This window comes from Streptomyces sp. NBC_00461 (assembly GCF_036013935.1).
Classification (GTDB): Bacteria; Actinomycetota; Actinomycetes; order Streptomycetales; family Streptomycetaceae; genus Streptomyces.
In genome coordinates, this window is record NZ_CP107902.1 from 8327386 (window position 1) to 8352617 (window position 25232).

A 25232-nucleotide genomic window follows, 5' to 3' on the forward strand; every position below is an offset into this window, starting at 1 on the left:
GGGTGGGTGGATCAGCGGCCGTGGAAGGCCGGATCGCGGCGTTCGAGGAAGGCCGTGACTGCCTCCTGGTGGTCATCGGTGGCGCCGAGTCGGCGCTGGACGACGGCCTCGCGCTCAAGGGCCGCGGGCAGGGGAATGGAGGCCGCCGACCGGAGCAGCGCCTTGATCTCCCGGTAGGCGGCGGTGGGTCCCCCGGCCAGGGAGTGGGCCAGAGCCAGCCCTTCGGCGGCGGCGGAGCCATCCGGTACGACGCGGTGGACCAGGCCCCAGCGTTCGGCGTCCGGCCCGGAGAAGTGTTCTCCCAGGAGCATGATTCCGGCGGTCCGCGAGGGCCCGAGCTGGCGGGCGAGGGCGCGGACGACCCCGGAATCGGAGGCCAGGCCGATGCCGGTGAACGCGGTCGCGAAGCGGGCGCCCTCGGCGGCGACCCGCACGTCGGCGCAGAGCGCGATGCCGAGCCCGGCCCCGACGCAGGCGCCCTCGACGGCCACGACCAGCGGGATCTGCAGTGCGTGCAGCTCTTTGACCAGCGGGTTGTAGTCGTTGGGAAGGTTCGCGAAAGCCGTGGCCGGTGCTGTCTTCAGCAACCGGGCGTGTTCCTTGAGGTCCTGGCCGACACAGAAGTGTTTGCCACGCCCCGTGATCAGGGCCGCGCGTACGCCGCGTGCGGTGTCCGTCGTGAGGCGCCGTGCCGCCATGAGGAGCGCGCTGCGCATGTGCGCGTCGAGCGCGTTGCCGCCGGCGGGTCCGCGCAGCTCGATGACGGCTACGGCGTCGGTGATGTCGTAGGACACCCCATAGGGAGCAGGGTGTCCCGGACTGCTCTCCTGAGCCGGAAGGGCCGGGTGGTCGTTCACTGCCATCGGTGGAACCCCTGACCGGTCTTGCGGCCCAGTTCGCCGCGGGCGACCTTCTCGCGCAGCAGTCGGGGCGGCGCGAACCGCTCCCCGAGCGTGGCGTGCAGGTGTTCGGCGATGGCCAGCCGTACGTCGAGCCCTACCAGGTCGGTCAGGCGCAGCGGGCCCATCGGGTGCCGGTAGCCCAGGCGCATGGCCGTGTCGATGGCGTCCGGGTCGGCGACCCCCTCCTCCAGCATCCGGATCGCCTCCAGACCGAGGGCGAGGCCGAGGCGGCTGCTGGCGAACCCGGGCGAGTCCTGGACGACGACCTCCTGCTTCCCGAGGGCGTGCGTCCAGCCGACCGCCGCATCGAGGGTCTCACTCGTGGTCTCGGGAGCGAGGACGAGTTCGACCAGAGCGGAGACGGGCACGGGGTTGAAGAAGTGCATCCCCAGGAAGCGTCCCGGTCGGGTCAGTGCCGCCGCGAGTTCGGTGACCGGAAGGGAACTGGTGTTGGTGGCGAGCACGCACCTTTCTCCCACGGCTTGTTCGGCGGCGGCGAGCAGCCGGGCCTTGAGCGCGGCGTCCTCCGGTACGGCCTCGACGACCAGATCGGCATGGTGGGGCAGTTGTGCCGTCGAGGACACGGCGGTGACCTGGCCCGACACATCGCGGGCCGCGAGTTCGCCGAGCCCCCCGCGCTCGGCGGCCCGCTGCAGCCCGGCGGCGATCCGGTCCAGGGCCACGGCCGCGGTCGCGTCGTCGTGCTCCACGACGACCACGGTGGACCCGGCGGCCGCGAAGGACTGGGCGATACCTGCGCCCATCCGGCCGCCGCCGATCACCCCCACGACGGCGGGTGGTGCTGATGCCGAGGTCATGCCCGGCCTCCGTTCTTCTCCAGGAAGTGCGTCATGCGCTCCGCCTTGTCCCGGCTTTCGAACAGCACGGCCTGGGCGAGGTCGTCGGCCACCGGATGGGCCCCCGGAGCGTCCGTGACGAGCTTGGTGAGCCGCAGGGCGAGCGCCGAGGAAAGCGCCATCCGGTCGAGCAGGGCGTTCGCCTCGGTGATCAGCCGGTCCGCCGGTACGACGTCCATGACCAGCCCGCGGGTGAGCGCGGCAGCCGCGTCGAGGTTCCGCCCGGCGAGCAGGATCTGTTTGGCCACCGACTCACCGACCAGTTCCTTGAGCCGCCAGCACGCACCGGCTCCGGCGAGAATGCCCAGGCCCGGTTCGGGGTTGCCGAAGACCGCGTCCGGTCCGGCGATCCGTAGGTCGCAGGCGTACGCCAGTTCGGCACCGCCACCCAGTGCCCAACCGTCCACGGCGGCCACGGTGGGCAGGGGCAGCCTGCGTATCCGCTCGAACAACCGACTGTTGATCCCCTGCAGCGCGTCGTCCCGGCCACGCCGGCGCAGTTCGGCGATGTCGGCTCCGCCGGCGAACACGCCGCTGTACCCGGTGAGCAGCATCAGCTTCGGCTCGCGCTCCAAGTCCTCGCACACGCGGTGCAGTTCGGCGATCATGCGACCGCTGATCGCGTTGCGGGCCTCGGGCCGGTGCAGGGTGACGACGACCCGGTCGGCGCGCTGTTCGACCAGCAGGGTCTCGTACGCCATGTCCTCCCGCGTGCTCATACGCGCTCCACGAGCATCGAGACGCCCTGCCCGACGCCCACGCACATGGTCGCCAGGCCCCGCTGGGCGTCCTCGCGTTCCATGCGGCCGAGCAGGGTGAGCACGATGCGGGCGCCGGAGCAGCCCAGCGGGTGGCCGAGGGCGATGGCGCCGCCGTCGGCGTTGACGCGGTCCTCGTCGAGCTTCAGCCGGCGGACGACCGCCAGTACCTGGGAGGCGAACGCCTCGTTCACCTCGACCGCGTCGAGATCGTCGACCGTCCAGCCCGCCCGCTCCAGCGCCCTCGCGGTGGCCGGCACGGGCCCGAGTCCCATCAGGCGAGGGTCGACCCCGGCCGAGGCGGTGGTGACGACGCGGGCCCGGGGGGTGAGCCCGTACCGTTCGACCGCCGCCCCGCTCGCCACCACCAGGGCCGCGGCCCCGTCGGACAGGGGGGAGGAGTTGCCCGCGGTGACGATCCCGTCCCTGCGGAAGGAGGTCCGCAGCCCGCCCAGTTTCTCCAGCGAGGTGGCCGGCCGAGGTCCCTCGTCCTGGGTCACCTCGCCCTCCTCCACCGGCACCGGGACGATCTCCTTGTCGAAGCGGCCTGCCTTCTGGGCGGCCTCCGCGCGCCGGTGGCTGCGCAGCGCGAAGGCATCCGCTTCCAGGCGCGTGATGCCGTCCAGGGCGGCGAGTTCCTCGGCGGTCTCGCCCATCGACAGGGTGGTCGCGGCGGGGAAACGCGGGTTGGTGAACCGCCAGCCGAGCGGGGTGTCGTACGTCTCGCCGGGCGGGGCCCATGGCGTGCCGGGCTTGGCCGTCACCCAGGGGGCGCGGGTCATCGACTCCACTCCGCCCGCCACGACCAGGTCGGCCTCACCCGCCCTTATCGTCTGGGCGGCTGACGCGACGGCTGTCAGCCCGGAGGCGCACAGCCGGTTGACGGTGTATCCGGGCACGGTGTGGGGCAGACCGGCCAGCAGCACCGCCATCCGGGCCACGTCCCGGTTGTCCTCGCCGGCCTGATTGGCGGCGCCGAGGATCACCTCGTCGACGGCGTCGGCCGGGACACCGGAGCGCCGTACCGCCTCGCCGACGACGAGAGCGGCCAGGTCGTCGGGGCGTACGGAGGCCAGGGCACCGCGGTGGCGGCCCTGCGGGGTGCGGGCCCCGTCGATCAGATAGACCTCGTCAGGCATTGACCTGCTCCTCGGCGGTGGCGTGACGGCGGGACTGAAGGACCGAGAAGCGTCCAGTGACGAACGCCGGGTCGGTGAGGGCGGCGTTCGCGGCGGGGTTGGCCGCTGTGCCGTGGAAGTCGCTGAACGCGGCGGACTGGTTGACGAACACTTGGCCGGTCAGGTTCTCCGACAGGTGCACGCCCGCTTCCAGGGCGGTCGTCCGCGCCGCCTCCAGCACGGCCTCGTCGGTCGCGTACACGGAAGCGGTCAGCGCGCCGTACTGCCGCACGCAGTCGTGAAGCAGTCGCAGACCGTGCGCGGTGGAGTCGGTGCCGATGACGAAACAGACCGGCCCGAACCACTCACTGGTGTAGGCGTCCTGGTCGGCCTCGGCCTCGGCCTCGAGCCGGACCACCAGCGGGGAACGGACGACCGCGTCCTGGAAGTCCGGGTGGGCGAGTTCCCCCGACGGATGCGCGGTACGGCCGAGCGCGGCCGCCTCCTCCACGCGCTTGAGTACACCCTCGTTCACGATCGCGCCGAGGGTGGCGGCCGCACGCGCCGGGTCACCGAGCAGCTTGTCCAGGGCGGCGCCCAGGTCGGCGGCGAACGCGTCGGCCGTACGCCGCCCCTGGTCGGTCGGGAAGCCCTCGCGGGGGACGAGGATGTTCTGCGGGGTGGTGCACATCTGGCCGCTGTAGAGCGACAGGGAGAACGCCAGGTTGCGCAGCAGCCCCGCGTAGTCCTCCGTCGAGTCCACGACGACGGTGTTGAGACCCGCCTTCTCGGTGTGGACGACGGCCTGGCGGGCGTTGGTCTCCAGCCAGTCGCCGAACTCGCTTGAGCCGGTGAAGTCCACGATGCGCACGTCGGGGTGGGTGGCCAGGGCGGGAGCGGTGCGCTCCTCGGGCTTTTCGGCGGCGAGCAGCACCACATCCGGATCGAAGCCGGCCTCCGCCAGCACCTCACGGGCGATCCGCACGGTGATCGCCAGGGGAAGCACGGCGCGTCGGTGCGGCTTGACGACCACCGGATTGCCGGTGACCAGGCTCGCGAAGAATCCTGGATACCCGTTCCAGGTGGGGAAGGTGTTGCAGGCGATCAGCACTGCCACACCCCGCCCCACGGGGGTGAAGGTCTTGTCCATGACGAGCGGGCCGCCCTTGCGCTGCGGCTTGCTCCAGCGGGCCGCGACCGCGTGGCGCTTCTGCTCGTTCCACGCGTACGCGACCGCTTCGAGGCCCCGGTCCTGGGCGTGCGGACCGCCGGCCTGGAACGCCATCATGAAGGGCTGGCCGGTGGTGTGCTGGACGGCGTGCGCGATCTCGAAGCTCGCCGCGTTCAGCCGTGCGAGGATCTCGGCCGCGACGCCGGCCCGGGTGTCGGGGCTTGCGCGGCGCCAGGCCGCGGCGGCGGCCTTGGCCGTCGCGACGGCCACCTCGGGCACCAGTGCCGGGTAACTGACGCCGAGCGGGAAGCCGTAGGGCGAAACCTCGGTCGCGGGAACAGTGCCGGTGGTGGGGTGCCCCTCAAGGGAGAAGGGGTGGTCGAGGAGGTCGCGGAAGGCGGCCTCGCCCAGGTCGGGCGCCCCGGCTCCGTACGCGGAGGCGCTGGGGGCTTCGGGGTACGGCGTCCAGTAGCCGCGGTCGGCGGCGCCCGCCACCGCCTGGTCGAGCAGTTCCGCGTGGCGGACGAAGAAGTCGGGGTGTTGATCGGTGGTCACCAGGAGCTCCAGGCCGAACGTTCGGTAGGTGAATGGGTGTGGTGCACCCGGACTGACGTGAGGGAAACAGGGGTGGATCAGGCGTCGGCGAGCAGGATCGCGGGGCGTTCCACGCAGTCGGCCACGTAGCGCAGGAACCCGCCGGCCACACCGCCGTCGCAGACCCGGTGGTCGAAGCTGAAGGAGAGCTGCATGACCCTGCGCACGGCCAGCGCGCCGTCCACCACCCACGGCTTGTCCACGATGCGACCCGCTCCGAGCAGCGCGGCCTCAGGGTGGTTGATGATGGGCGTGGATCCGTCGACGCCGAACACGCCGTAGTTGTTGAGGGTGAAGGTCCCACCCGTCAGACGATCGGGCGGCAGGCTTCCTGCGCGGGCGAGCTCGGTCAACCGGGCCAGTTCGAGGGCCAGTTGTACGGTCGTCATGAGATGGGCATCGCGGACGACGGGGACGACCAGGCCGCGCTCGGTCTGGGCGGCGAAGCCGAGGTGCACCTCGTTGAAGCGGAGGATCTCCCGCCGCTCGGTGTCCACCGTGGAGTTCAGCTCCGGGAAGCGTCTCAGCCCGGCAACGCAGATGCGCGCCAGCAAGGCCAGCAGCCCGATGCGGCGGCCAGGTTCGGCGGCCTCAAGTGCCTTCTTGGCCTGGAGCAGTCCGGTCGCGTCCACATCGACCCAGGTGGTGGCGTCGGGGATCTCGGTCCGGCTGCGGGAGAGCTTGTCCGCCACGGCGCGGCGCACTCCGCGCAACGGGATGCGTTGCGGGCCGTCCGCCGCCGGCCGCCCCTGTGGTGCGGGGGTCAGGTCCGCCGACGCCTGCTGGGCAGGAGCGACCGGTGCCGCCTCCGGGTCCGTCGACGTTTGCCGGACCCGCGCGACGGCCTGCTCCACGTCTCGTCGCAGGACGATGCCTGCGGGACCGGAGGGCGCCACCCCGGCGAGATCGATCCCGTGCTCCCGTGCCATCCGCCGTACGAGGGGCGAGACCACCCGGGGAGCGTGCGGCCCGAAGGGCTGCGCCGCCTCCGTGCCCGTGCCGCCTCCTGTCGCGGCACCCGTGCGTCGGCGGCGGCGACGCGGTGCCGGGCCGTGGCCGGTGCCGTAGCCGATCAGAACGTTGCCGGACCCGGCCTGTTCCTCCTCGCGGTACCGATCCGCGGCGGGGTCTGCCGACGCGGATCCGGCGGCGGGCCCGCCGGGCGACGGATCGCCCGAGCCCCCAGCCGTGCCTTCGGCCTCGCCCGGGACTCCGGCACCCACCGTGATCAGTGGTTCTCCCACCGCCAACGCCGTGCCCGCCTCCGCATGCAGTCGCAGCACCGTGCCCGCGTACGGGACCGGCACCTCGACCGCGGCCTTGGCGGTCTCGACCTCGATGACGATCTGGTCGATCGTCACCGTGTCACCGACCGCGACCTTCCACTCGACGATCTCGGCCTCGGTCAGGCCCTCGCCGAGGTCGGGCAGCCGGAACAGCTGCTCCTGGAGCGTTGCGGTGGTCATGCGACCGCTCCCTTCAGCAGATGCCGGGTGTCCGGCTCGTCGTCGAGCTGGAGGCGGTCGACGGCGTCGAGGATCCGGTCGACGCCGGGCAGGTGCGCGTGCTCGAGCTTGGGGGGCGGATACGGGATGTCGAAGCCGGCGACCCTCAGGACGGGTGCGGCCAGCGAGTGAAAGCAGCGTTCCTGTACACGCGCGGCGATCTCGGCCCCGACCCCGGCGAAACCCTGGGCCTCCTGCACGACCAGGCAGCGCCCGGTCCGGCGTACGGATGCCGTCACCGTCTCGTCGTCGAAGGGCACCAGCGTCCGCAGGTCCACGACCTCGAGTTCGATGCCCTCGACCGCCGCGGCTTCGGCGGCGGCCAGGGCCACCGGAACCGACGGCCCGTACGCGACGACCGTGGCGTCGCGGCCCTCCCGCCGGATCGCCGCCCGCCCGAACGGCTGCGCGGCGCGCTGCTCCAGGTCGGTGTCCTCCTTGGACCAGTACAGCTTCTTCGGCTCCAGGAAGATGACCGGGTCGGGGTCGGCCACGGCGTCGCGCAGCAGCCAGTACGCGTCCTCGGGCGTCGCCGGGGTGACGACCTTCAGTCCCGGGGTGTGTGCGTAGTACGCCTCGCTGGAGTCGCAGTGGTGCTCGACGCCGCCGATCCCGCCCGCGTACGGGATGCGGATCACCATGGGCAGCGTGAGCCGCCCCCGGGTCCGGTTGCGCAGCTTGGCGACATGCGAGGCGATCTGCTCGAAGGCCGGGTACGCGAAGGCGTCGAACTGCATCTCCACCACAGGCCGGAAGCCGCCCATGGCCATGCCGACGGCCAGTCCGACGATGCCGGCCTCGGCCAGCGGGGTGTCGAAGCACCGTTGCTCGCCGAAGTCGCGGGTCAGCCCGTCGGTGATCCGGAAGACGCCGCCGAGCCGACCGACGTCCTCGCCGAAGACGAGCACACGCTCATCCTCGCGCAGTGCGTCACGCAGTGCGGTGTTCAGCGCCTGCGCCATCGTGACCTTGGCCATGGCCGTCAGCTCTCCTGGGTGTGAAGTACGGGGGAAGCGGCGTCTTCGGCCAGCTCGGCTGCCAACAGGGCGCGCTGCTCGCGCAGTTGAGGAGTCGGCTCGGCGTAGACGTGGTCGAAGAGTTCCAGCGGGTCGGCGACGGACTCCGTGTTCATGCCCGCGCGCAGTTCGGCGGCCCGGGCCTCCGCCTCCTCCCTCACCGCCGTGATGTACTCGTCGGTCAGTACGCCGCGGGCCCGCAGGTACGTCTCCAGGCGGTCGACCGGGTCGGCGGCCCGCCACCGCTCGACCTCACCGTCCTCGCGGTAGCGGGTGGCGTCGTCGGCGTTGGTGTGCGCGTCCATCCGGTAGGTGTGCGCCTCGACGAGTACGGGACCGTGGCCCGCCCGGGCGTGCTCGACGGCTGCGGTCAGCACGGCCAGCACGGCGACCAGGTCGTTGCCGTCGACCTGCTCGGAGCGCACCCCGTAGCCGATGCCCTTGTACGCGAGTGCGGGCGCCGCGGTCTGCCGGGCCAGCGGCACGGAGATCGCATACTTGTTGTTCTGCACGAAGAACACGACGGGGGTGCGGAAGACGGCGGCGAAGTTCAGCGCCTCGTGGAAATCCCCCTCGCTGGTCGCGCCGTCGCCGACCAGGGCCATGGCCACGCCGTCCCCACCCGTGCGGCGCAGGGACTCGGCCACGCCGGTTGCATGCAGCACTTGGGTGGCCAGCGGGGTGCACTGGGGCGCGACACGGGTGGCGGCGGGGTCGTAACCGCAGTGCCAGTCGCCGCGCAGCAGCGTCAGCACCTCTAGCGGGTCGATGCCGCGGGTCACCAGAGCCACGGAGTCGCGGTAGGTCGGGAACAGCCAGTCGTCGGGGCGCAGTGCCAGCACGGCCCCGATCTGGCAGGCCTCCTGACCCCGGCTGGACGGGTAGACAGCGAGGCGGCCCTGCTTGGTGAGGGCGGTCGCCTGGGTGTCGAACCGGCGGCCCAGGATCATCTGCCGCCAGGCCTCGACCAGGGCCTCGACCGGAGGCTCGGCGTAGTCGGCCGGCTGCCTGGCGACGGGCGTGCCGTCCTCGGCCACGAACCGCACCGGCACGAGGGACGGCAAGAGTCCCTGGACCGTCTGGCGGAGGCTCTTCACGGACATGGAGGGCACTCGCTTTCTCTGGACACTTGACAGGAGAATGGTGACTACCGCGGAATATGTGTTCAATAGCTCCGCCGAACTGGCGATGAACTGCCGAACATCAGGGTCTGGGAGGACAAAGTGTCCGAGGAAAACTCGCCGTCGGCGGCCGTGGCCGGACGAACTGCCGTCCCGCTCGACGACATCGACCGGCAGATCCTGAGCCGGCTCCTCGATGACGGCCGGATCTCGGTCCGCGCCCTCGCCGAGCAGGTACACATCTCCCGGGCGAACGCCTACACCCGCATTGGCCGGCTCGTGGCCGAGGACGTCATCACGGGCTTCACCGCACAGCTCAACGCCCAGCGGGCGGGCCTTGGCACAAGCGCCTACGTCATGCTGGGAATCGAGCAGAACGCCTGGCGCGACATCTCCCGCGAGCTGTGCAAGATCCCGTACGTGGAGCATGTCGCCCTCGTCACCGGCGACTTCGACGTCCTGGTGGTCGTGCGTACCCCGGACAACCTGGTGCTGCGCAAGGTCGTGCTGGAGAAGGTCCAGGGGATCCCCGGAGTGCGCTCCACCCGCACCTGGCTCGTCTTCGACGAGGTGCGGGGCCTCGGGGCCACCTGGACCGACTGAACGCGCCCGCCCCGGTCATACGTCGACCAGCGTGGCGGCGAGGCCGGAATCCGGGAGGGGAACCACAGACGGGTCCGGGATCGGAGCGGCCGGCGGTGCGTGCCGCCGGGAGCCCACCACCCGGAACCGGCCGGTGATGAAGTGGGCTCCCGCGTCCGGCAGTTCGGCGCGCGCCGAGGACGGGTCGGCGGGCAGGTCGTCTAGGTTCTCCACCAGATGCACACCGGCGTCCAGCGCCGCCGTCTCGGCCGCCGCCAGCACCAGCGGGTCGGTGGAGTGCACCGAGGCGTACAGCGCGCCATGCCGCGCCACCGTACGGCGCAGGATCGCCAGGCTGTGCGAGGTCGACTCGGTGCCCACCAGGAAAGAGACGAGCCCGGGCCACTCGCGCGTGTAGACCTGCTCGTCCGAGGCGCGCAGCCGCACGAGCAGCGGGCTGCGCAGGTCGGCACGCGCGTGGTCGGGGTGGGCCACGCGACCGGAAGCGTGCAGGACGGGGCCGTAGCGGACGGCCTCCGCCAGGACGTCACGCACCTCGCCGGCGTGGATCGCACCCAGCACCCTCGCCGCGCGTGCGGGATGCCCGAGCAGCCGGTCCACGGCATCGCCGAGGTCGGCGCCGAGGTCCCGCAGCGTCTTGTGCCCCTCGTCGGTGCTGAAGCCTGACTCCGGCACCAGGATGTTCTGCGGCGTGGTGCGCGCCATTCCGTTGCACCGGCACAAGGAGAGGCCGAGACCCCTGACCAGGCCCCGGTAGTCGTCGGTCGAGTCCATGACCACCGTGTTCAGTCCGGTCCGGTGGGCGAACACGACGGCCTGGCGGGCGTGTTGCTCCAGCCAGTCGGCGAAGCGCGCGCAGCCCGTGAAGTCGACGATGCGCACTGCCGGGTCCGTGGCCAGCCGCCGGTGCACCTGCCGTTCCGGTTCAGCCACGGCCAGCGTGACGAGATCCTGGGAGTGACCGGCCTCCGCGAGCACCTGCCGGGCGACCCGCACGGCGATCGCCAGCGGCAGCACCGAGCGTGGGTGCGGAGCCACCACGACCGGGTTGCCGGTCACCAGGCTGGCGAACAGGCCCGGAAGGCCGTTCCAGAGCGGGAACTCCGAGCAGCCGACGAGCAGCGACACCCCGCGGGGCGCCAGGGTCGAGGTGCCCCGCAGTGGTTGGCCGCCGCCTTCGGCGCTCGCCCAGCGCAGCTCGGTCGGGACGCGTTCCGACTCGGCGAAGGCCTGGGCCACGGTCTCCAGGGCGCGGTCCTGGGCGCGCGGCCCCGCGGCGCGGAAGGCCGCCTGGAGGGGCTGACCGGTGGTGTGGTGCACCGCGAGGGCCAGTTCGTGGCTGCGGGTGTTGAGCCGGCGCAGAATCTCCACGGCGAGCCCGGCGCGCTGGTACAGCCCGGCCGCCCGCCAGCCGGCCGCGGCCCGCCCGGCCGCCGCGACCAGCTCCCTGGGATCACAGCGCGGGTAGTCGATGGCGAGATCGACTCCGTACGGCGACGACTCCGTTCGCACGCGGCCGAGTTCGCCGGGCTGCCCCAGTTCGAACGGCCGCCCCAGCAGCGAGCAGAACACCTTCCCCGCGGTGCGGGTCGACCTCATGCCCGCGTCGGCCGCGTCCTGACTGGTCGCCTCGGTGAAGGGGCGACGGCACTCACCGGCGTCGATCGCGCGAACGACGCTCTGCAGCAGCTCGCGGTGACGCTCGTAGGGACCGGGGCGCACGGCCGTCAGCCTCGCCAACTCGCGGCGAGCGAAAGAAGGGCGTCGTTCTCCTCCGGCACCCCGATCGTCACCCGGACCCCTTCGCCGAGGAACGGGCGGACGATGACCTTCCCGTTCATGCAGTGCAGGGCGAAGTCCCCACTGGTGTCGCCGAGCGGCAGCCAGACGAAGTTGGACTCGGAGTCGGGCACGTCGTGGCCCATCTCCCGCAACCGCCCGGTGACACGCCCTCGTTCGGCGACCGTGAGGGCGGCCCGCCGGGCGACCTCCGCGCCCTCGCCGAGGGCGACGACAGCGGCCCGCTGGGCGAGCGCGCTGACGCTGAACGGCACCTGCGTGCGGCGAACGTGCGCGGCGATCCCGGGCGGCGCGACGCAGTAACCGACGCGCAGGCCGGCCAGTCCGTACGCCTTCGAGAAGGTTCGCAGCACCGCCACGTTCGGCCGGTCACCGAGCAGCGCGAGGCCGTCGGGGACCCGCTCCGGATCGGCGTACTCCCGATAGGCCTCGTCGACGACGATCAGCACGTCCCGCGGCACCCGGTCCGCGAAGTCGGTCAGGGCCCGCGCGCCGACCGCCGTGGAGGTCGGATTGTTGGGGTTGCACACGAAGACCAGCCGGGTCCGGGCGGTGATCGCCGCGGCCATGGCGTCCAGGTCGAGGGCGTGGTCGCGCAGGGGCACCCGAACCGCCGTACCGCCCGCCACCGAGGTGAGGATCGGGTAGGCCTCGAACGACCGCCAGCCGAAGACGACCTCGTCACCAGGCCCGACGACCGTGTGCAGCAACTGCCCGCACACTTCGGAGGAACCCGCGCCCACCGCGATCCGGTCCGGCTCGACCCCATGGTGCGTGGCCAGGGCCTCGACGAGCGAGGCGGCGTGCAGATCGGGATACCGCGAGACGCCACTGGCGGCCTCCGCGAGTGTTTCGGCCACCCCCGGCAGCAACCCGTGCGGTGATTCGTTGCTCGCCAGCACGATGGCCCCGGGCAGCCTGCGGCCCGGAACATAGGCGGGCAGCTGGGACAAAGACGCACGGACACGCACCATGCCGGTCTCGCTTCTGCAGCGCTGGGACCCGAGGCCTGGCCGTCGGGCACTTGACAGGCAAATCGTGAAGAAAGGACGAGGAGCACTCAACCGTTTGGCGAATTCGGCTACGAATCGCCGAAACAGGACAGCTCTTCGGCAAACCGTCTTCCGGTGAGTCCCTCCGGCCCCCCGCTACGAGACGAACAGCGCGCCCTGCGTCGAGCACCGGTTCGGCGCCTTGATCACAGGCCGGACACAGCGTGCAGCCAAGGCGGCCGCCGTGGGCGAAGTGCCAGCAGACTGCTCGCCGTCCGGACCATGCGATGTCCGCGTTCCGCGTACCGTCCCGTACCGATCGAGGGAGACCATGCACAGCACCCAGACCCGCCTCCGCCACGGAGCCCTGGCGGCGAGCGCGGCGGTCCTCGCGCTGCTCGCGGCCGGGTGCTCGAAGGCGTCCGCGGGCGCCCAGGCCGGTGGCTGCCGCGCCGACGTCCACTGGCCGGAACGGGAACAGACCGCATGGCTGCGCACCGCGGTGACCTTCCGCGATACGGCCGACGGGGACAACGCGTCGTACGAAAAGGCGTCGGTCGTCATTGGGGCACAGCCGACGGGTGATGTCCGGCCGCTGTGCCGACCACTGGCCGTGCAGGTGGAGTTCTGGACCCTCACCGCCACCGCGGCGGGATCCGAGATGTCGTTCGTCATGCGCTACCAGCTGTCCACAGACGGCAGCAGAACCCGTACGGTCGGCTTCCCCGTCGGCCTTCCCACCGTCCGGGACGTCACCTGCACCCGGGTCCTTGTGGCGGCGTACCCGGGCCCGCCCCTGACCGACGGCGAACAACCACGGACGACACGGGACCCGGCCGCCACCGGGGACACCGGCGTGCGCTTCGGGACGAAGCGGATCGGCGCTTACCGGCTGCTCCCGGCCCGGGGCCCCGCCCAATGCGACGCGGACCGCTCGACTCCGAGCCCCTCACCCACCGGGACGACGGGCTGGAACATCTACCATCCGTGACGCCGTCACGGCCGGATGGTCGGCCGTAACGACGGTCACAAGAAAGAGGTGACCACGCAGGCATGATCATGCGATCAGGTGAGGAATGGACCACCATGTCGATGAGCGTACGAAGCATCTCCAGGGTGCCCTCGAATCCGGGCTCTGAAGAGGCCGCTGAACAAGGGCAGTTCGAGGGATGGCGCCCGGTGCAAGCCCATGATGCTGGTTGACACCCCGCTGGGCGAGCCGGCCCCGGCCTTGAGCGAAGTCAGCGTCTTCCAGGGCCAGTTCCAGGGGTTGACGGGTGTGCAGGGTCAGCGCCTGTAGCCCGGCTTCGGCTTCTTCCCGCGCACCCCATCGGCCCCGCCGGCCTGACCCATCACGACGACCTCCCCCTCGGCACCCGGCTGTCTGTCCGCTACAGCCCCGAGGACCCCGCGACCTTCGACTTCGCCCCACCCTACGATTCCGATCCTCACGGCAGGGTGATCGTGTGGATCGTCGTGACGATGGCCTGGGGCGCGATCGTCACGCTGGCCAGCTTGCACGCTCTACTCTGAGACCTCCAAGACGGGCCGGGCGGCCGGGCAGTGCGCAGTCCGTGGAGGCAGGGCACGCAGTCCGGTCCCTGAAGTCCCATGAGCGCGCGGTACTCGTGGTGCAGCCGTTCCCGCTCGATCGCCTACCGTCTGACATCGGCCCGCGCACCGGCCGCCTCGTGGAACTGTCCGAGCCGTCCTACGCCTGCAGGCTCGCCGCACAGGTCGTGGCCCTCGACGGCTGGGTCACTGTCCTGCCACTCCTGGAGCGGATCGCGCCCCGCGCAGTAGCAACCGTCGCCGATCAGATGACGAGCTGATCCGCGGCGACGTACGGCACCCTGCCGAGCCGCACGGCACCTCGTGTGCCAGGCCACGGCATCTCAACGCGGGCGCCGGCCGGATCGCTGGGAGCAGCAGGCCCCCTCCCTGTCACCGACGATTGCGAGACTCACTCCATGATTCCGAAGCTGCCCCTGCACGACCCCCGTTGGCGTGACCTTGAGGGTGTGACAGCCGACGAGGTGAGAGCACTCCTGGGGCAGATGGCGTCCACGGCTGCCACTGGGACCGGTGATGAATGGAGGCGGACCTGGACGCACCTGACCGGCGGCCTGATAGACGGCGGAGTCGTTTCCGACGGGGCCTATGCGTCCCTGCCGCATCTCGTAGAGGCGGCAGCGGCCCTGCCTCCGGGGCAGACCGTGGATTTCTGGGTGGACATGGGCTTCATGATGACCGCGGATTACAGGCCCCCCGTCCCGGCCGACCTCGGGGCGGGGTTCAGCGCCGCGCTGCGTCTGGCCGAGCGGGCGGCCACCCGAAGCCTCCTTGCCGCACCCGCGCAGATGTACCCCCACCTCGCGCTGTCCTGTGTGGCCTTCACCGGTCACCACATCGCCCCAGCGCTGCAGCGGCTTCCCGATGGCCAGGAAAGTGAGCTGCTGCTGGTGTGCCCCGGGTGCGGAAGCGATACCGAGATCCCCGAGTTCTTCGTGAACCCGGTGCGTCCGCCTGTCGAGGCTCCACAGCTGCCTGATCCCGCCCCGGTCCGCCAAGGAGAGCATCCCTGGGGTGAGGTCGCCGCGGCTTTGGAGCAGGAGACGCCGGGGGAGGGATGGGAGCCGTTCCTGCGGGTGGCACGCGAAGTCGCGGCGGCGGGCGTACCCCCCGAAACACCGGGGCAGGCCGTCCTGTGCCTGGTCGCCGGCCTGGTCGCTCTCAAGGGCGCCCCGCACCGGGCCGGGAGGGAATGGGCCCGCCGACTGATGTCGCTCACCGGATACTTCCGCTGCTGGGACTGTGAGCGGACATGGACGATCGCTGACGGTCTGGCGGAGAATCCGGACGGTGCGCTCCCCCGGAACCATCTGGCGGAAGCGTGGACGGACTCCGGCTGGTCGGCTGTTACGGGAGAATCGGCGTCGCCGTCGGCGGGCGGAACAGGTGAAGCGGCGACCCGGTTCCGGCGGGAGGGGAACGCTCTGCTTGCGGCCGACGGCACATGCTGGGGCCGTATATCGGTGTTCTCCGATTCCGCGCCCGGTTCCATCGGGGGTGTCGACTCACTGGCGGTGGTATCCCGTTCCGGTCAGCCTGCGCTCGTGGCCGGTGCCGGCGACAGAGGCATGCTGTGCCTGTGGGATGCGGCCGACGGCCGACTCGTCCATGGACCGCTGGCAGGACATCCTGACCGTATCCGCTCGATGACGGTCCTGCCCCGCCCCGACGGCCGCGTCCTCCTGGCAAGCGGCGGCGACACCGGGACGATCGCCGTGTGGGACCCCGTCACCGGGCGGCCGGTTCGCGAACCGGTCGGCAACTGGCCCGGCGGGGTGACCGGGATGTGCGCCGCGACCGTCCCCGACGGTGGGACCCTGCTCGTCACCGCCACCCCCCGAGGCGCGGTCCGGCTGTGGAATCCGGACACCGGTGAGGCCGTCGGGCGCCTCAACCCGTATGGGAGTCCGATCCGTTCGATCGCAGCCGTCCCGATCGCCGCCGGCCATACCCTGATTGCGGCCGCGGACACCGGGGGCCGCATCCACGTGTGGGATCCGGCCGTCGACGACCCCTGGGATCCGGGCGCGGTCGTGCCGCTGAGCAAACGCGCCCTCAGCGATGCCGACCACCGGGCGGCAGCCGTGGCGGTTGTGCCGACACAGGACCGTACCCTGCTGGCCACCGGAGACGACCGCGGTGTGGTCATGCTGTGGGACCTCGCGACCGGTGACCCGGTCGGGGACGGCCTGCCCTCCTCGACAGGCACCGCCGGACTTCCGGTCATGGCCGCCACCACACTGCACGACGGGCGCTCCGTCCTGGTCACCGGCAGCAGACTGGGGCGCCGCCTGCGGGTATGGGAACCGGAGAGCGGCACGGTGCAGCACATCGCCGTCGATGTGGCGGTCACCTGTCTGGCCACTGCAGGACCCGACCTGATCGTCGGACACGACCGCGGAGTCCTCCGACTACCGCTCACACGGCAGTGAACTGTCCATGTGCCGCAGGGCCTGTCCGGGCACGTGCTCCCGCACCACCGGGCCACAAGGACCTGGTCGCGTACGTGCACCGGGGACTACGTGGTTTCACGGATGTGCTCCGAGCACGCCGCATGTCAGGGTCCTGTGTGTCCCGTCCTGCGCGGCGCGCCTGCCCGCGGGATGTCAGCGAGAGCGCGAACGGGCGAGCGGTACGCGGCGAGGGGGAAGCGATGGACGGTGGGCACGTCAGCGACAGGACACTGTGGCGGGTGCCCGGCGGGGGCATCCTCTACCGGACACCCGCGCTGTCCGACGGCACGGTCTACGTCAACGACGGCCTTCTGCGGCTGGCGGCGATCGACGCGGACACCGGACAGCGACGCTGGACACTGAAGCACGACGCCGCGATCGAGTCGTCGCCGGTGGCCGACGCCGGGGCGGTGTACTTCACCGACCTGTACGGCCATCTGACCGCGGTGGACGCGGCGAGCGGCGAGGTGCGGTGGAAGTGGAGATCGCGGCAGTCGAAGATGTCGCTGCCGACGGTCGCGGACGGCATCGTGTACGCCGCACAACGCCACCGGATGTGGGCGGTGGACGCGGTCACCGGCCGACCGCTGTGGAACGTCCAGGTCCACGACCATCGCACCTATCTGAATCCACCGCCGACGGTGGCCGGCGGGGTCCTGTACGCGGTCGAGGGCGGGCACGTGCTGGCGCTGGACATCGCCACCGGAGACAGACGATGGGACGTCTTTCCCCACGGCGGCGGTCAGCAGACCCCGGTGGTGGCCGGCGAGAGCCTGTACGTGGGCAACGGCAAGGGCGTCGTCGCGATGGACGCGGCCACGGGCGAGGAACGCTGGCGGCTGGCCACCGGGGGCACGGTATGGGCGACGCCCGCGGTGGCCGAGGGCATCGTGGCCGCTGGTGTCCGCGGCTGGTACCTGATCGCGGTGGACGCCGAAACGGGCCGGGAACGATGGAGGCTCAAGACCCGCGGTGAGATCCACGGGACGCCCGCGATCGCCGACGGCACGGTGTACGCGGGCAGTCACGACGGGCGCCTGTGGGCGGTGGACGCGGTCACCGGCGAGGAACGCTGGAAGGTCAGAACCACCGAACCGGTGCACTCCGCCCCCTTGGTACGCGGCGGCACCGTGTACATCGACAGCCTCGACGAGCACCTCTACGCCGTACGCGCTCACCAGCCGGGCGAAGCACCCGCCAAGGACGACCGGGCCTCGTCCGCCCACCCGATGCGAACGAGCACCGGCCGAGCATCCGCTCCGGCTCACCCCGCCCCGATCACCGGCACCGTGCGCTGGCGGGCGCCGGCCCCGGGCGCGGGGTACCTCACGCCGGCCGTGGCCCACGGTCTGGTCTACCAGGGCACCTACAGCGCCCTGTTGGCGCTGGATGCCGCCACCGGCCAGGAACGGTGGGAACTCACGACCGGCTACTCGTTCGACTCCATACCCGTGGTCGTCGGTGGAACCCTGTACACCGGCAGCGGGGGGCGCCTGTGGGCCGTGGACGCGGTCACCGGCCGCACCCTGTGGAAACGCAGGACCGACTACGTGAGAAGTACGCGCCCGGCAGTGGCCGAAGGCACGGTGTACACAGCCGGCCGTAACGGATTCCTCTGGGCCACGGACGCGGCCACCGGCCGCAAACTGTGGAAGCGGCGACTGCGGCCGCGCCGCCCGAAGTCCTACACGCAGTTCACCTCCCCGACCGTGGTCGACGGCTTCGTCTACGTCGCCTTCCCGTACGACTCCCTGTGGGCGGTCGACGCCGCCACGGGAAGCAGGCGCTGGGAGATGAAGATCCACCCCGCGTCCTCCACGTCACCCGTGGTGGCCGACGGCACCCTCTTCATCGCCGGCAACCGCGACGACCTGATCGCGATGCACGCCGCCACCGGCGGGACACTGTGGCGGCGGAACCTCGGCAGGTCGACGTATTCCACACCGGCGGTCGTCGACGGGACCGTGTACATGGGCAGCAACCCCTGGTACCTGTGGGCCGTTGACGCGGTCACCGGCGAGGAACGCTGGAAGCAGGAGACCGGAGCCAATCGTCAGTCGTCGCCGACGGTGGCGGACGGGACCGTGTACATCGGCAGCGAGGACATGTCGCTCTGGGCGGTGGACGCGGTCACAGGAGAGGAACGCTGGCGGCTGGAAACCGGCGGGGAGGTCCACTCGACGCCCGTGGTCGCAGACGGGACCGTGTACGTCGGCAGCACGGACGGCTTCCTGTATGCGATTCACGCCTGATCCTGATACTCGAACCGCACCTGGGGCCCTCCTCCGCGACGGACGGCGCTACGAACTCACCCCGCCCACGGCTCCCGCAGCTTGACAGACCGCATCAGGAATCAGTGATTGCATAGTCAGGCTGCCCTCCCCCTGAGCCGCCCACCGGGTGCCTAATCGGAAATGGCGGCGCGCCTTTGCCTGTAGGTGTAACAAGCGTGCGGATCCCGGCTTACCCGTAGCGGCGTAATCAACGATGATGGTGAACGCGAAGTGAACTTCGACGGCACTACTTATGGGTAGCGTTCCCGAACGATCGGTCGGCTGTAATTCTCGGAACGGACGTCATCCCCGTGTCGAGGAGAACGAGAAATGAGCATGACTGGTCCAGCCCGGATGTCCGGCGGTCGTACTGGAGGCGATGGCGAGGCCCCTTTGATGGAGTGCGCCGAGGTCCGTTTTCTCTCCGCGGAAGACGTGGAATCCCTCGTGACGCTCGAAGAAGGCAAATGGGATGAGGATCAGGCCGCTTCCGCGGCGGAGCTCGCTGCCCGTATCCAGGCGTACCCGCAGCTCTGTGTCGGTGCCTTTACCGCCGACGGTGTGGCGCTGGCCTCGCTCTTCATGAAGCCGATCACGGTCGGGGAGTTGCGCGCATCAGCCACCTGGTCCGACTGTGCCGAGGTGCGGACCTCAGACCAGGCAGGTACACGGTCACTGTTCGGTATAAGTCTGAGCAGCATCGACGCGACGGCGGTGATGGCCATATTTGAGTTCTTCTGGCCTTACGCGCTGAAGAGCGGATGGCGTGACATCTATCTCGGCTCGCCCATGCCGGGCCTTCGGGGCTGGAAGATGTCAAATCCGGAAGGGTCGCCGACTTCGTATATGCGCGAGAAGCGTCATGGGATGCCACGCGACCCGCAACTGCGCTACTACTACAACAAAGGCTTCAGGGAAATCCTGGAATGCAAGCCAGGGTATTTTCCCCATCCGGCCTCACTCGACCACGGAGCGTTGCTCCGCGGGCGTATCCCATTGGCCGCCGGCGCCCCGCTGTGGCGTCTCGTGCCGCTGCCCTGGCTCCAATTGATGCGGAAAACTCTTTTCCGGCTCGTTTAGCGGCTTCGGACAACCGTTCAGTCAGAAGAGCAGACAGGAAGAAGTGAACGTGAACGAGGCCGACAGCCGTACCGGGACGACCGCGGATTCCGTGGTCATAGGGGCGGGAATGGCGGGACTGCTGGCCGCGGCCGTCCTGAGCGGATCCGGTCGTACCGTCACCGTCCTCGAACGTGACACCGCCACCACGGTCCCCGCACCGCGCGACGGTGTCCCCCAGGGCCGCCAGCCGCACGTGCTCCTGCACCGGGGACTGTGCGAGATCGAGGAGCTGCTTCCGGGGCTGCGTCAGCAGTTGATCGCCGCGGGCGGGGTGCCACTGGACACGGGCAACCTCGCCTGGCTCGGCGAACGCGGATGGGCCCCCTTCGGCACTCCTGCCTTCGAGCTGGTCTCGGCCACCCGCCCGCTGGTCGAGCACCTGGTGCGGGAGAGGGTGACCGCACTTCCCGGGGTCGCACTGCTGGGCGGCGCCCGCGTCCGCGGCCTGAACCGCCCCGCGAGCGGCGCGGGATGGCTCGTCGAGCGCCATGGTGCCCCGGCCGTCAGGACGGACCTCGTCGTGGACGCGACCGGACGTGGATCCCGTATGCCCCAGTGGCTGGCACAACAAGGGCTCGGTGAGGTGCCCGCCACCTCGGTCGACGCCGGATTCGGCTACGCGGGACGCGCCTACGCCGCACCACCCGGCCATCTCGGCCGTGTCGCGGGCGTTGTCCTGTTGCCCACGGCGGGCTGCCCGGCCGGGGGAGTGGCTCTTCCCGTGGAGGGCGGACGGTGGTTGGTCGCCGCCGTGGGCGCGGCGGAACACCGCCCGCCACGGGATCCCGAAGGCTTCGACGCCTTCCTGGCCCGTCTCCGGGACCCGGCCCTCGCCGACTTCACGGCAAGCGCCCGCCCACTGGGCGACATCGCCGTACACCGCCGCACCGGCAACCTGCGCCGGCACTACGACCGCATGGCATCGTGGCCCGACGGCCTCCTGGTGACCGGCGACAGTCTCTGCGCCTTCAACCCGGTGTACGGTCAGGGCATCACCGTGGCGGCGACCCAGGCGCTGCTCCTGCGACGGGCGTTGGCCACCACCAGGCCGGGCTGGGAGCACCGGCTTGTGCGACGACTCGCCCGTGCCGCCGACCTCCCCTGGGCCATCGCGACAGGCGAGGACCTACGCCACACCGGCGGTGAACGCCGCTCGGGAGTGGACGCGCTGTTCGGCCGCTGGTCGGGCGAGGTCGACCGGCTCGCCGCGCACGGGGACGTCAGGGCCCAGCGCACCCTCGACAGCATCTACCATCTCGTCGGCTCACCGGCCAGGCTGTTCGACCCCGCGCTGGTCGTCTCCGCTGTCAAAGCGCGCCTCATGGGTCTGCCCGCCCCCTCGCCTCGTCCGCCCCTCACCTCCTCGCTCGGCAGAGCAGGTTCACTTCAGGAGAAGACCGGATGAACGTCGCCGTGACCGGACTCGGTGCCACCACACCCCTGGGCGGGGACGTGCCCAGCACCTGGTCCGCCCTGCTGGCAGGAGAGTCGGGGGTCTCCCCGATCACGGAGGACTGGGCGAAGACGCTCCCGGTGCGGATCGCGGCCCGGCTGCGGGTCGAGCCGACCGAGGTCCTGGACCGGGTGCAGGCCCGCCGACTGGACCGCTGTGAGCAGGTCGCCCTGATCGCCGCCCGTGAGGCCTGGGCCCACGCCGGCCGCCCCAAGGTGGACCCGGAGCGACTGGCCGTGGTGATCGGCACCGGCACCGGCGGCGTACTCACACTGCTCGGCCAGGACGACGTCCTGGAGCGCTCCGGCGCCCGCCGGGTGTCCCCGCGTGCAGTGACGATGCTGATGGCGAACGGGCCGGCAGCCGTGGTCAGCCTGGAACTCGGTGCTCGGGGCGGCGCCCACACACCCGTCAGCGCCTGCGCCTCCGGCGCGGAGGCCATCGCCCTGGGCCTGGACCTGATCCGGCTCGGTCGCGCCGACGTGGTGGTGGCGGGCGGCGCCGAGGCCTGCATCCATCCCCTCGTTCTCGCCGGCTTCGCTCAAGCCACGGCGCACTCCACCCGCAACGACGATCCCGCGGGGGCCTCCCGGCCGTTCGACGCCACCAGGGACGGGTTCGTGATCGGAGAGGGGGCGGCCGTGGTCGTACTGGAGCACGTCGATTTCGCGGCCGCCCGCACCGCCTGCCCGTACGCCGTCCTGGCCGGCGCGGGTGTCACCTCCGACGCGCACCACCTGACGTCCGGACACACCGATGGCCAGGCCCGCGCCATCCGCCGGGCACTCACCGACGCCGACCTCGGTGCCGACGACATCGACGTCGTCCACGCCCACGCCACCTCCACGCCGCACGGTGACCTCACTGAGGCCGAAGCTATCGGTGACGCCATCGGCCTGCACGCCGTCGTCACCGCCACCAAGTCCATGACCGGCCACCTCTTCGGCGCCGCCGGTTCCCTCAACGCCCTGGCAGCGATCCTGGCTCTGCGAGACCAGGTTGTTCCACCGACGATCAACCTGCGGGAGCAGGATCCGCAGATCAAGCTGGACGTCGTCACCGGCGGCCCCCGCGCGGGCCGGGTCGGCGCGGCGCTCGTCAACTCCTTCGGTTTCGGAGGTCACAACGCCTGCCTCGTCTTCCTGGCCGGCGCCGGTGGGGGGCAGCGATGATGTCATCACCCACTCCTTCGTTGTCGGCCCGGAACGCGCGCCGCCCGGTGCCGTGGGTGGACCGTGGGGCTGCGGCGCACTGGCCGGCGATCCGGATCTGGCGTTTCGACATACTCGCGGAGATCGTCCCCGAGCTGCCCGTGACGCTCGTGGTGGGCGAACGGGAGCGAGGACAGACCCGGTTCCGAACCACGTCCCTGCCCGCATACCTGCGCGGGCTGGGCACGGACGAGGACAGCCTGCACGGGGCGTATCTGAAGGAGTTCGACCTCCTGCGGGCCGTTCCCGCGCTCCGGGACGATCTGTGCCCGCACGAGTTGTTCCCCCGCCGTGCCGTGACCTCCAGCAGTGCCTGGATCGGGCCGACCGGCGCGCGCACCGGCCTGCACCACGACCTTCTGGACAACGTCGCTGTGCAGTTGGTGGGCCGCAAGCGGTTCCGGCTGCTGCCGCCGGGAAGCGTCCAGCGGGTCGGCGGCCGGTCACCGCGTTATGACAAGTGGGCGCGGCTGTCCCGGCTGACCGCCGACGAGGTGACGGAACAAGCCGCACATCGGGCCGCGGGCGGACCGGACGTGCTCACGGTCGATCTCGACCCGGGCGATGTGCTGCATGTGCCGGCGGGGTGGTGGCACGAGGTGGTGAACCTCAGTCCGGGGGTGCTGCTGAGCGGGTTCCACGGTGTCCAGCCCGCGGTCGGCCTGCTGTGGATGAGGGAATCCGCCCGCCACGCCGCTCACCGTCTGGGTGTCGTCGGCCGCAGGGGCTGCACCTGTCACCCCGAGGCCGTGCTGTAGCTCCCCAGGGCCGGTGGGGTCGGGTCCGGTTCATGACGCTCCCTGGTCCTTCCCCGGTCCCCGACGGTGAAGTACGCCCATCCCACCCCGTTGGGGAGGTCAAGTCCTCGGGCCGTTTGGACGATGGCCGAGCGGGCCGGACACTTCTCGCCGGACGGGATCCAGAAGTTCCAGGGGGAGGCGTTGTGGAGCGGTCCGCCTGCTGGGCGAGTTGGGCGGCGCTCAGGCCCCGACAGCGGACCGAACGCCGTCTACCCCACCGCTCATGATCTGCGGCCGTGGTACGAGGCAGAGCTCGGCCACTCGGGCGATGCCTGTGCGGTCTTTCGACTCTCAGTGAAACTACGTAATTTCCAGTGCGACGGTTCACGCTTGGGTGTCCGGTGCGCAACTGCCCTGGGCACGTTTGCGCAGGGCAGCGGCGATGTTGTCGTGGCCGGTGAGGTGAAGGGCGCCGGCGGCCAGATCGCGCGAGGCTGCCATGGCGTGGGGCGCGGTCCCGGTGCGTATGGGGGGCGTCTTCGGCGAAGGTGTTGGCGGGTGATCTTGCCGGTGGTCACGGGTCCGCACTGACCATCAATCGCTCCGCTGGATCTGATGGCGGGGTGCGGGCGCGCCGGACCGAGGAGGTCCTCGGCCTCGGTCAGGGGCATTCGGCAGCGCTGGTGTTCGCGGATGGCCCTACTGACGCCAACCTGCTTCCTGGTCAGGCCCGGACGGCCAGCAGGCGCCCGTTCTGGAGGCCGAAGTGCAGTACGCCGTTGGCCACCGCCGGGGTGGAGAAGACCGGGCTACCGGTCTCCGCCGTCCACTGCTCCTCGCCCGAGACGGCGTTCAGCGCCACCATACGGCCGTCGTTCGTACCGACGTACAGCGTGCCGTTCGCCACCAGGGGCGCCCAGCGCACCCAGACACCGACCTTGTGCCTCCACCGTCTCTCGCCGGACACCGCGTCGACCGCCCAGAGGTACCCGTCGCTGGTGCCGAAGTAGACAAGGCCGTGGGCCACCGCCGGCGTCGATTTCACCCAGGTGCCGGTCGGTAGCTTCCACCGGACGTGGCCCGATGCCGTGTCCACTGCCCACAGGTGCCGGTCGGGGCTGCCGACGTAGAGGAGACCGTCGGCCACCACTGGTGACGACCAGAGCCCGCTGTGTGTCTTGAGCCGCCACCGAACCTGGCCGGAGGCCGTGTCCAGGGCCCACAGGAAGCCGTCGTTGCTGCCGATGTACACCGAGTTCCCCACCACCGTCGGTGAGGAGCGCACGCCCTTGCCGACGCCGGTCTGCCACCGGCTCTCACCGGAGGCGGCGTCGACCGCCCGGAAGAAGCCGTCGTTGCTGCCGAAGAGGACCATGCCATCGGCCACCACCGGAGTGGACCGCACCAGGCCGTTCGTCCTGAACCGCCACCGCTCCCGGCCCGAGACGGCGTCGACCGCGTACAAACACTTGTCCCAACTGCCGATGTAGACGATGCCGTCGGCGGCGGCCGGCGACGCGGCCACCACACCGCTGGTCCGGAACCGCCAGCGTTCCTCGCCGGTAGCGGCGTCGACGGCCCACAGGAGGAAGTTCCAACTGCCCACGAAAACCGTCCCGTCGACCACTGCCGGGGACGACTCCTTCACCGCTCCACCGGTGTCCAGCTGCCAGCACAAGGCGCCGCGTCGCTGCCCTTCCTCCTCCTGTTGCTCGCCGTCGGCAGCGTCGGTCGGGGCGGAAACGAGGACATACGGTTTCACGACGACCGGCAGGTAGGCGAAGTAGCCCATGACCTCGATCGCGTTGAAAATCCCCAAAGGCACTACGACCAACGCCCACCACGGCGTCAGCTGGCCCACGACGATCGATATCAGCGCAGCAGCGCAGCCGAGCCCTGAGCAACTGGCCACGAAAAGCTCGGTAGTTCCTTTGGCGCGAAGGCCTCGAAATAGCATGTCCGACAACATAT

20 protein-coding genes are annotated in these 25232 nt (G+C 70.9%); 9 read left to right on the plus strand and 11 right to left on the minus strand.

Annotation, left to right across the window (positions count from 1 at the left end):
- Positions 1–11: 11 nt before the first annotated feature.
- From OG870_RS38620 to pdhA, 8 genes are all read right to left on the minus strand, one after another.
- Entirely contained in the window at positions 12–863 is an 852-nt protein-coding gene (locus OG870_RS38620) for an enoyl-CoA hydratase/isomerase family protein (protein ID WP_266591525.1), read from the minus strand.
- A complete protein-coding gene (locus OG870_RS38625; RefSeq protein ID WP_266525686.1) occupies positions 854–1720 on the minus strand; it encodes a 3-hydroxyacyl-CoA dehydrogenase family protein in 867 nt (288 codons plus the stop codon). Before OG870_RS38625 ends, OG870_RS38620 begins: the two co-directional genes overlap by 10 nt.
- Positions 1717–2478, minus strand: a complete 762-nt coding sequence (locus tag OG870_RS38630) for an enoyl-CoA hydratase/isomerase family protein (protein WP_266591527.1) — start codon at positions 2476–2478, stop codon at positions 1717–1719. The genes OG870_RS38625 and OG870_RS38630 overlap by 4 nt, the downstream gene beginning before the upstream one ends.
- On the minus strand, positions 2475–3656 hold the full coding sequence (locus OG870_RS38635) for a thiolase family protein (RefSeq protein ID WP_266591529.1): 1182 nt from the start codon (positions 3654–3656) through the stop codon (positions 2475–2477). The genes OG870_RS38630 and OG870_RS38635 overlap by 4 nt, the downstream gene beginning before the upstream one ends.
- A complete protein-coding gene (gene paaN, locus OG870_RS38640) occupies positions 3649–5361 on the minus strand; it encodes a phenylacetic acid degradation protein PaaN (protein WP_266591531.1) in 1713 nt (570 codons plus the stop codon). Before paaN ends, OG870_RS38635 begins: the two co-directional genes overlap by 8 nt.
- A 77-nt stretch (positions 5362–5438) precedes the next feature.
- Complete coding sequence (locus tag OG870_RS38645; RefSeq protein ID WP_266591533.1) at positions 5439–6866, minus strand: dihydrolipoamide acetyltransferase family protein; 1428 nt, start codon at positions 6864–6866, stop codon at positions 5439–5441.
- The gene (locus OG870_RS38650) at positions 6863–7882 is read right to left on the minus strand and encodes an alpha-ketoacid dehydrogenase subunit beta (protein ID WP_266591535.1); all 1020 of its coding nucleotides are present in this window, start codon (positions 7880–7882) and stop codon (positions 6863–6865) included. Before OG870_RS38650 ends, OG870_RS38645 begins: the two co-directional genes overlap by 4 nt.
- Before the next feature lie 5 nt (positions 7883–7887).
- Positions 7888–9024 (minus strand): pyruvate dehydrogenase (acetyl-transferring) E1 component subunit alpha, encoded by a 1137-nt coding sequence (pdhA, locus tag OG870_RS38655; protein ID WP_266525696.1) that lies wholly within the window; start codon positions 9022–9024, stop codon positions 7888–7890.
- Positions 9025–9144: 120 nt separating this feature from the next.
- On the opposite strand from pdhA, the gene OG870_RS38660 reads away from it, so the two are divergent.
- Positions 9145–9645 (plus strand): Lrp/AsnC family transcriptional regulator, encoded by a 501-nt coding sequence (locus tag OG870_RS38660; protein ID WP_266525698.1) that lies wholly within the window; start codon positions 9145–9147, stop codon positions 9643–9645.
- A 15-nt stretch (positions 9646–9660) separates the two neighbouring features.
- On the opposite strand, the gene OG870_RS38665 is transcribed toward OG870_RS38660, so the two are convergent.
- Both OG870_RS38665 and OG870_RS38670 read right to left on the minus strand, forming a co-directional pair.
- On the minus strand, positions 9661–11385 hold the full coding sequence (locus OG870_RS38665) for an aldehyde dehydrogenase family protein (protein WP_405625580.1): 1725 nt from the start codon (positions 11383–11385) through the stop codon (positions 9661–9663).
- Positions 11373–12419: a histidinol-phosphate transaminase gene (locus OG870_RS38670; protein ID WP_266591539.1), complete on the minus strand. Its 1047-nt coding sequence runs from the start codon at positions 12417–12419 to the stop codon at positions 11373–11375. The genes OG870_RS38665 and OG870_RS38670 overlap by 13 nt, the downstream gene beginning before the upstream one ends.
- A gap of 349 nt (positions 12420–12768) precedes the next feature.
- On the opposite strand from OG870_RS38670, the gene OG870_RS38675 reads away from it, so the two are divergent.
- The 8 genes from OG870_RS38675 (at position 12769) to OG870_RS38710 (ending at position 23279) form a co-directional block, all read left to right on the plus strand.
- On the plus strand, positions 12769–13428 hold the full coding sequence (locus OG870_RS38675; RefSeq protein WP_266591541.1) for a hypothetical protein: 660 nt from the start codon (positions 12769–12771) through the stop codon (positions 13426–13428).
- A gap of 700 nt (positions 13429–14128) precedes the next feature.
- Complete coding sequence (locus tag OG870_RS38680) at positions 14129–14269, plus strand: hypothetical protein (protein WP_266591543.1); 141 nt, start codon at positions 14129–14131, stop codon at positions 14267–14269.
- A gap of 138 nt (positions 14270–14407) precedes the next feature.
- Positions 14408–16441, plus strand: a complete 2034-nt coding sequence (locus tag OG870_RS38685) for a WD40 repeat domain-containing protein (protein WP_266591545.1) — start codon at positions 14408–14410, stop codon at positions 16439–16441.
- A gap of 221 nt (positions 16442–16662) precedes the next feature.
- Complete coding sequence (locus tag OG870_RS38690) at positions 16663–18714, plus strand: outer membrane protein assembly factor BamB family protein (RefSeq protein ID WP_266591547.1); 2052 nt, start codon at positions 16663–16665, stop codon at positions 18712–18714.
- 351 nt (positions 18715–19065) lie between these two features.
- Positions 19066–19815: a hypothetical protein gene (locus OG870_RS38695; RefSeq protein ID WP_266591549.1), complete on the plus strand. Its 750-nt coding sequence runs from the start codon at positions 19066–19068 to the stop codon at positions 19813–19815.
- Between the two features lie 49 nt (positions 19816–19864).
- Positions 19865–21262 (plus strand): NAD(P)/FAD-dependent oxidoreductase, encoded by a 1398-nt coding sequence (locus tag OG870_RS38700; RefSeq protein ID WP_266591556.1) that lies wholly within the window; start codon positions 19865–19867, stop codon positions 21260–21262.
- Positions 21259–22482: a beta-ketoacyl-[acyl-carrier-protein] synthase family protein gene (locus tag OG870_RS38705; RefSeq protein WP_266591558.1), complete on the plus strand. Its 1224-nt coding sequence runs from the start codon at positions 21259–21261 to the stop codon at positions 22480–22482. The genes OG870_RS38700 and OG870_RS38705 overlap by 4 nt, the downstream gene beginning before the upstream one ends.
- Positions 22482–23279, plus strand: a complete 798-nt coding sequence (locus OG870_RS38710) for a cupin-like domain-containing protein (protein ID WP_266525912.1) — start codon at positions 22482–22484, stop codon at positions 23277–23279. Before OG870_RS38705 ends, OG870_RS38710 begins: the two co-directional genes overlap by 1 nt.
- Positions 23280–23985: 706 nt before the next feature.
- Here OG870_RS38710 and OG870_RS38715 read toward each other — a convergent pair.
- The gene (locus OG870_RS38715; RefSeq protein ID WP_266591560.1) at positions 23986–25173 is read right to left on the minus strand and encodes an outer membrane protein assembly factor BamB family protein; all 1188 of its coding nucleotides are present in this window, start codon (positions 25171–25173) and stop codon (positions 23986–23988) included.
- Positions 25174–25232: the final 59 nt, after the last annotated feature.

What these genes read in the sequence shown, in the direction of transcription:
- OG870_RS38630 (WP_266591527.1), bottom strand. Translation starts at nt 2,478, where the DNA reads ATGAGCACGCGGGAGGACATGGCGTACGAGACCCTGCTGGTCGAACAG.
- OG870_RS38695 (WP_266591549.1), top strand. Translation starts at nt 19,066, where the DNA reads ATGAGCATGACTGGTCCAGCCCGGATGTCCGGCGGTCGTACTGGAGGC.
- OG870_RS38710 (WP_266525912.1), top strand. Translation starts at nt 22,482, where the DNA reads ATGTCATCACCCACTCCTTCGTTGTCGGCCCGGAACGCGCGCCGCCCG.
- OG870_RS38675 (WP_266591541.1), top strand. Translation starts at nt 12,769, where the DNA reads ATGCACAGCACCCAGACCCGCCTCCGCCACGGAGCCCTGGCGGCGAGC.
- OG870_RS38650 (WP_266591535.1), bottom strand. Translation starts at nt 7,882, where the DNA reads ATGGCCAAGGTCACGATGGCGCAGGCGCTGAACACCGCACTGCGTGAC.
- OG870_RS38685 (WP_266591545.1), top strand. Translation starts at nt 14,408, where the DNA reads ATGATTCCGAAGCTGCCCCTGCACGACCCCCGTTGGCGTGACCTTGAG.
- OG870_RS38670 (WP_266591539.1), bottom strand. Translation starts at nt 12,419, where the DNA reads ATGGTGCGTGTCCGTGCGTCTTTGTCCCAGCTGCCCGCCTATGTTCCG.
- OG870_RS38705 (WP_266591558.1), top strand. Translation starts at nt 21,259, where the DNA reads ATGAACGTCGCCGTGACCGGACTCGGTGCCACCACACCCCTGGGCGGG.
- OG870_RS38635 (WP_266591529.1), bottom strand. Translation starts at nt 3,656, where the DNA reads ATGCCTGACGAGGTCTATCTGATCGACGGGGCCCGCACCCCGCAGGGC.
- OG870_RS38625 (WP_266525686.1), bottom strand. Translation starts at nt 1,720, where the DNA reads ATGACCTCGGCATCAGCACCACCCGCCGTCGTGGGGGTGATCGGCGGC.
- OG870_RS38645 (WP_266591533.1), bottom strand. Translation starts at nt 6,866, where the DNA reads ATGACCACCGCAACGCTCCAGGAGCAGCTGTTCCGGCTGCCCGACCTC.
- OG870_RS38620 (WP_266591525.1), bottom strand. Translation starts at nt 863, where the DNA reads ATGGCAGTGAACGACCACCCGGCCCTTCCGGCTCAGGAGAGCAGTCCG.
- pdhA (WP_266525696.1), bottom strand. Translation starts at nt 9,024, where the DNA reads ATGTCCGTGAAGAGCCTCCGCCAGACGGTCCAGGGACTCTTGCCGTCC.
- OG870_RS38690 (WP_266591547.1), top strand. Translation starts at nt 16,663, where the DNA reads ATGGACGGTGGGCACGTCAGCGACAGGACACTGTGGCGGGTGCCCGGC.